Origin of the sequence: Teichococcus deserti (assembly GCF_001982615.1) — a bacterium.
GTDB classification, from domain to species: domain Bacteria; phylum Pseudomonadota; class Alphaproteobacteria; order Acetobacterales; family Acetobacteraceae; genus Pseudoroseomonas; species Pseudoroseomonas deserti.
Window position 1 is genome coordinate 1 of the sequence record NZ_MLCO01000388.1, and the last position, 6,225, is coordinate 6,225.

General features: G+C 72.7%; 6 protein-coding genes and 1 pseudogene. 1 reads left to right on the top strand and 6 read right to left on the bottom strand.

The window, feature by feature from the left end; all coding sequences use genetic code 11:
* Window positions 1-773, top strand: a pseudogene (locus BKE38_RS32525) (ComEC/Rec2 family competence protein); the annotation flags it as partial.
* Here the strand turns inward: BKE38_RS32525 and lexA are convergent.
* From lexA to BKE38_RS27750, 6 genes are all read right to left on the bottom strand, one after another.
* Window positions 730-1,506, bottom strand: coding sequence for a transcriptional repressor LexA (gene lexA / locus BKE38_RS27725; RefSeq protein ID WP_076960397.1), 777 nt, complete (start codon window positions 1,504-1,506; stop codon window positions 730-732). The pseudogene BKE38_RS32525 and the gene lexA sit on opposite strands and share 44 nt — an antisense overlap.
* Before the next feature lie 167 nt (window positions 1,507-1,673).
* Window positions 1,674-2,879: a molybdopterin molybdotransferase MoeA gene (locus BKE38_RS27730; RefSeq protein ID WP_076960398.1), complete on the bottom strand. Its 1,206-nt coding sequence runs from the start codon at window positions 2,877-2,879 to the stop codon at window positions 1,674-1,676.
* On the bottom strand, window positions 2,876-3,376 hold the full coding sequence (gene moaC, locus BKE38_RS27735; RefSeq protein WP_076960399.1) for a cyclic pyranopterin monophosphate synthase MoaC: 501 nt from the start codon (window positions 3,374-3,376) through the stop codon (window positions 2,876-2,878). The genes BKE38_RS27730 and moaC overlap by 4 nt, the downstream gene beginning before the upstream one ends.
* Window positions 3,377-3,381: 5 nt before the next feature.
* Entirely contained in the window at window positions 3,382-4,191 is an 810-nt protein-coding gene (gene trpC / locus BKE38_RS27740) for an indole-3-glycerol phosphate synthase TrpC (RefSeq protein WP_076960402.1), read from the bottom strand.
* 60 nt (window positions 4,192-4,251) lie between these two features.
* Window positions 4,252-5,301: an anthranilate phosphoribosyltransferase gene (gene trpD / locus BKE38_RS27745; protein WP_076960400.1), complete on the bottom strand. Its 1,050-nt coding sequence runs from the start codon at window positions 5,299-5,301 to the stop codon at window positions 4,252-4,254.
* Window positions 5,298-5,903 (bottom strand): anthranilate synthase component II, encoded by a 606-nt coding sequence (locus BKE38_RS27750; protein ID WP_076960401.1) that lies wholly within the window; start codon window positions 5,901-5,903, stop codon window positions 5,298-5,300. The genes trpD and BKE38_RS27750 overlap by 4 nt, the downstream gene beginning before the upstream one ends.
* Window positions 5,904-6,225 lie beyond the last annotated feature (322 nt).

Genomic DNA, 6,225 nt, shown 5'->3' on the forward strand with positions numbered 1-6,225 from the left:
GGCTGGAGGCCTGGCCGCTTGCCGCCATGGGCTGGGGCATCGAGGGTATCCTGCTGATCGCCGCGACGGTCGCCGCCTGGCCGGGGGCCGCGCTGCTGGCGCCGCCGATCCCGGGCTGGGGGCTGGGGCTGGCCAGCTTCGGCCTCGCCTGGCTCTGCCTCTGGCGGCTGCCCTGGCGCTGGTTCGGGCTGCTGCCGATCGTCGTCGGGCTGGGCAGCGACAGCTTTGTCACCCCGCCGGACATCCTGGTCAGCGGCGACTCCCGACTGGTCGCCTTCCGCACCGCGGAGGGGCCGGTGCTGGCGCGGTCCGGCGCGGTCACCGGCTTCACCCGTGACACCTGGCTGCGCGGCCTGGGCGAGGCCTCCTTCCGGGAGGCGCCGTCGCGCGGCGCCATCGGCGGGCTCGATTGCACGCCCGAGGCCTGCCGCTTCGCTCCGGAGGGCGGTGAGGGCACCGCGGCGCTGCTGCTGCGGGCCGTTCCGGCGCGGCGTGGGCAGCCGGTGCCGCCGGTCTTCGCCGCCCCGCATTGCGGCACGGCCGGCATCCTGATCTCGGCGGAGCCGATCCGCGGCCGCTGCGGCGACACGCCGCGCATCGACCGCTTCGCCACCTGGCAGGACGGGGCGCATGCCGTCTGGCTCACCCGCGCCGGCGCCGTGGTGGAAAGCGACCGCGACCGCCGCGGCGCGCGGCCCTGGGTGCCGCCGCCGCCGCTGCCGCGATCCGTCAGTAGCGGCGCAGCAGTCCCACCAGACGACCCTGCACCTTGACCCGGTCGGGGCCGAAGATGCGGGTCTCGTAGCGCGGATTGGCGGCTTCCAGCGCGATCGAGTTGCCCTTGCGGCGCAGCCGCTTCAGCGTCACCTCGGCATCGTCGACCAGCGCCACCACGACCGAGCCGTTCTCGGCCACGTCGTCGCGGCGGATGATCACCGTGTCGCCGTCCAGGATGCCGGCCTCGATCATCGAATCGCCGGCGACCTCCAGCGCGTAGTGGTCGCCATTGCCGAGCAGCGCCATCGGCACCTCGACGCTGGCGCCCTGGTCGCGCAGCGCCTCGATCGGCAGGCCGGCGGCGATGCGGCCATAGAGCGGCAGGTGCACCGCCCCGGCTTCCTGGGCCGGGCGCTGGCCGGGCAGGTTGCTGGCGAAATTGCCGCGGATGACATTGGGCGAGAAGCTGGGGGGCGTCGCGCCGGGCCGTGGCAGCTCGGGCCTCGGATCGGGCCTGGCCTCGGCGCGGGCCGCCTCGGCTTTCGCCTCCGCCAGACGCGGGATGGGGGCGATGCTCTCCGGCAGCCGGATCACCTCCAGCGCGCGGGCGCGATGGGCGCGGCGGCGCAGGAAGCCGCGTTCCTCCAGCGCGGTGATCAGCCGGTGGATGCCCGACTTGGACCGCAGCTTCAACGCGTCCTTCATCTCCTCGAAGGACGGCGAGAAGCCGGTGTCGCGCAGGTGCCGGTCGATGAACATCAGCAACTCGTGCTGCTTGCGGGTCAGCATGCGCGGCTCCCTTGAGGCACCGGTTTCGAGACCGGTGCGCGATGGCATGGGGGCCACCGCGAACAAAGCGGCAACCATGCCGATGTTCTACGAAAGTTCTGGCAAAGCGGTCAACAGGCGAATGGCGTGTTTTCCGCGACTTGGCCGTCGCAGGACGCTTCGTTTCTTCAGACGCCGAAGTCCTGCAGCAGCAACACCTCGACAAGGCTGCCGGCGGGAAGCGCCGCGGCGAGCGGCGCCCGCTTCAGCAGGGCGTCGGAACCGGCCAGGATCCGCAGCATCGAGCTGTCCTGGCGCGGCGCGGGCGTCACCACCAGCCTGCCGCCGGCATCGCGCTGAACCGATGCGCGCAGGTAATCCTCGCGCCGGTCATTGGCCGGCAGATCGGCGCCCAGCACCGCCGGCTGGAAGGGCAGCGGCGCGGGCGGCAGGCCGGCCAGCCGGGCGATGGCCGGGCAAAGAAAGAGCACGCCGCAGACCAGGGCGGAGACCGGGTTGCCCGGCAGGCCGAGCAGCGGCGTCTGGCCTAGCCGCCCCCAGATCAGCGGCTTGCCCGGCCGCATGGCGATCTTCCAGAAATCCAGGGCGAAGCCTTGGGGGCCGAGCGCCTGCTGCACCAGGTCGTGCTCGCCGACGCTGGCGCCGCCGGTGGTGACCAGCAGGTCGGCGCCACGCGCGGCGGCGGCGGCCTGGGCGATGGCGTCCTCGCTGTCGCCGGCGATCGGCAGCACCATGGGTTCCGCGCCGGCCGCCCGCACCAGCGCCGACAGCGCATGGGCATTGGACGACACGATGCCGCCGGGGGGCAGGGGCTCGCCGGGCAGCACGATCTCGTCGCCGGTGGCCAGGATGGCGATGCGCGGGCGGCGATGCACGGAGAGCCAGGGGTGGTTGCCCGCCGCCGCCAGCCCGACATCGCGCGCCGTCAGTTTCCTTCCCGCCTCCAGCAGGGTGTCGCCGGCGGTGAAGTCGAGGCCGCGGCGGCGGATCCAGCGGGCGGGCTGCACCGCCTCGTTCACCGTGACGCGGTCGCCCTCGGCGGTCGCGTCCTCCTGCAGCAGGATGGCATCGGCGCCGTCGGGCAGCAGGCCGCCGGTGAAGATGCGCACCGCCTGGCAGGGGCCGATCGACCCAGCGAAGGGATGCCCGGCGGGGGCGCTGCCGATCACCGTCAGCCCGGCGCCGGGCGCCCCGTCGGCGGCGCGCAGCGCATAGCCGTCCATGGCCGAGACGTCGGCCGGCGGCTGGGTCAAGCGGGCCGGGACGGGGGCAGCCAGGATGCGGCCCCAGGCTTCGGCCAGCGGCACCGTCTCGGCCCCGGTCGGGACCAGCACGTCGAGGATGCGGGCGCGGGCTTCCTCGACCGGGATCATGCTGTCGTGTCCGCTTCCCAGAGGCCGGACTTGCCGCCTTCCTTGCGCGCCAAGCCGATGCCCTCCAGCGTCATGCCGCGGTCGATCGCCTTGCACATGTCGTAGACGGTCAGCGCCGCGACCGAGACGGCGGTCAGCGCCTCCATCTCGACGCCGGTCGGGCCGGTGGTCTTGACCCGGGCCTCGATGGCGATGGCGGTCTCGCCCTCGGGGACCAGGTCGAGCTGGACCGACGAGAGCGCCAGCGGATGGCAGAGCGGGATCAGGTCAGAAGTCTTCTTGGCGGCCATGATGCCGGCCAGCCGCGCGACCCCCAGCACGTCGCCCTTGCCGATGCCACCCGAACGGATGGCGGCCAGCGTCGCCGGCGCCATCACCACCCGGCCGCGGGCGATGGCCAGCCGGGCCGTGGCGGGCTTGGCCGAGACGTCGACCATCACCGCCCGGCCCTCGGCATCGAAATGGGTGAAGCCGCTGGCCTCCGTCCCGCCCGGCATGCGGGTCAGCCGGCCTCGACCATGGCGCGGGCGGCGGCCGTCACGTCGGGCTGGCGCAGCAGGTGCTCGCCCACCAGGATGCAGCGTGCGCCGGCGGCGGCCATGCGGCGGACATTGGCCGGATCGCGCAGACCGCTCTCGGCCACCGGGATGCGGTCGGCAGGCACCAGCGGCGACAGCGTCTCGGCCGTCTCCAGCTCGGTCTTCAGCGTGCGCAGGTTGCGGTTGTTGATGCCGATCAGCCGCGTGTGCAGGCCGAGCGCCCGGTCCAGCTCGCGGCGGTCATGGACCTCGGCCAGCACCGACATGTCCAGGCTGCGGGCGATGTCCTCGAGCTCCCGCGCCTGGGCGTCGGAGAGCGCGGCCATGATCAGCAGGATGCAGTCGGCGCCCATCGCCCGGGCCTCGAAGACCTGGTAGGGGTCGATCATGAAGTCCTTGCGCAGCACCGGCAGCTTGCAGGCGCTGCGGGCGGTGACCAGGTCGGCCGGGGTGCCCTGGAAATACGGCGCGTCGGTCAGCACCGAGAGGCAGGCGGCGCCGGCGGCGGCATAGGCGCGGGCCAGCCCGGCCGGGTCGAAGGACTCGCGGATCAGCCCGCCGGAGGGCGAGGCCTTCTTGATCTCGGCGATCAGGCCGATGCGGCCCTCGGCCACCGCGGCGCAAAGCGCGCCGGTGAAGTCGCGCGGCGGCGCCACATCCTTGGCGCGCTTCTCCATCTCGGCCAGGGGGGTGGCGGCCGTGCGCTCGCGCACCTCGACCTCCTTGTCGGCCAGGATGCGCAGCAGGGTGTCGGGCAGGGTGTCAGCGTTCATCATGTCTCTCGGCGCAAACGGGCGCAGGCATCGCAGGGCAAGGCAGGGGGGAAGGGCCGATCAACCAGGCGCAGGCGAAGCAGATGCAGGCTCGGCGACGGCCGGGTTGGTGGCCAGCCGCAGCCGCTCCAGCACCGCCAGCGCCGCGCCCTCGTCGATCGAGCGCGCCGCCCGCCGGGCAGCTTCTGCCAGATCGTTCGTTGCGCCGGCCACAACAAGGGCCGCCGCCGCGTTGAGGACCACGCAATCGCGATAGGGGCCATGCTCGCCGCGCAGCAGCGCCTCGAGCGCGACCGCGTTCTCCGCCGGCGTGCCACCCTTCAGCGCCTCCAGCGGCGCCTGCGGCAGGCCGGCATCGGCCGGGGTGACGGTGAATTCGCGGATCTGGCCGTCCTTCAGCTCGACGACATTGCTGGGGCCGGACAGCGTCAGCTCGTCCAGCCCGTCGCCATGCACCAGCCAGGCATGCTCGCTGCCGGTGCGGGCCAGGGTCTCGGCCATCGGGCGCAGCCATTGCGGGGCGAAGGCGCCGGTCATCTGCCGCTTCACCCGCGCCGGGCTGGTCAGCGGCCCGAGCAGGTTGAAGATGGTGCGGGTGCCCAGCTCCACCCGCGGACCCGCCGCATGGCGCAGCGCCGCGTGGTGGCGGGGGGCGGCCAGGAAGACCATGCCGGCCTCGCGCAGCACCGAAGCCATCCGGTCGAAGGGGATGTCGATGTTGATGCCCAGCGCCGACAGCGCGTCCGAGGCGCCGGACTTCGACGACAGCGCCTTGTTGCCGTGCTTGGCCACCGGCACGCCGCAGCCCGCCGCGACGAAGGCGGCGGCGGTCGAGATGTTCAGCGTCCCCACCCCGTCGCCGCCGGTGCCGACCAGGTCGATGGCGCCGGGAGGGGCCTCGATCGCGGTCATGCGCGCCCGCATGGCCCGCACCGCGCCGGTCATCTCGGCCACCGTCTCGCCGCGCACCCGCATCGCCATCAGCATGCCGGCGATCTGCGCCGGGGTGGCCTCGCCGCTCATGATGACGCCGAAGGCCTGCTCGGCCTCGCTCTCCGCCAGCGTCTCGCCCAAAGCGAGCCGCGCCAGAACCGGCTTCAGGGAGATCATCGCGCGGTCTCGGTCTTCGCCGGCCGCTTGACGCCGGCCATGGTCAGGAAGTTGCGCAGCAGGTCGTGGCCATGCGCGCTGGCAATGCTCTCGGGATGGAACTGCACACCCCAGATCGGCAGATCGCGATGCGCCAGGCCCATGATCAGCCCGTCCTCGGTCCAGGCGGTGACCTCGAGCTCGGCCGGCAGCCCCTCCCGCCGCACCACCAGCGAGTGGTAGCGCGTGGCGGCGAAGGGGCTGGGCAGCCCCTGGAACAGGTCGGTGTCCCGGTGGCTGACGGGCCAGACCTTGCCATGCACCGGCACGGGCGCCCGCTCGACGATGCCGCCGAAGGCGTCGCCGATCGCCTGGTGGCCCAGGCAGACGCCCATCAGCGGCACCCGCGCCGCGGCCGCGGCCTGGATCAGCGGCAGGCAGATCCCGGCCTCGCGCGGGGTGCAGGGACCCGGCGACAGCAGGATGGCCTCGGGCTGCAGCGCCAGAGCCTGCTCCGGCGTCAGGGCGTCGTTGCGCCAGACCTGCACCTCCGCCCCCAGATCGCCGAGGAAATGGACGAGGTTGAAGGTGAAGCTGTCGTAATTGTCGATGAGCAGGATCATGGCGCGTGATCCTTCGCCTGCAGCCGTCGCGTGGTCAAGCTTTGGGGGAGAGAAGGTTCCGGGGAAGAGAAGGGAGGGGAAGGCCAGGGGGAATGAATTCCCCCTGGACCCCCTTCTTTTTTCTGCGGTGACTGCCGTGTCCACTTGGGGACGGGGGGCAAAACGGCCCGGCAGGAGCGCGACCTTCGAGGAAGCGCCGTCATGAAATTGGCGTCCCGCGGTGCTGCGCTGGTGTGCTGGCGGCAGGGTGCTGGTCGTCGAACGGCCGGTGATCAGAAAAAAGAAGGGGTCCAGGGGAATTCATTCCCCTGGCCTACCCCTG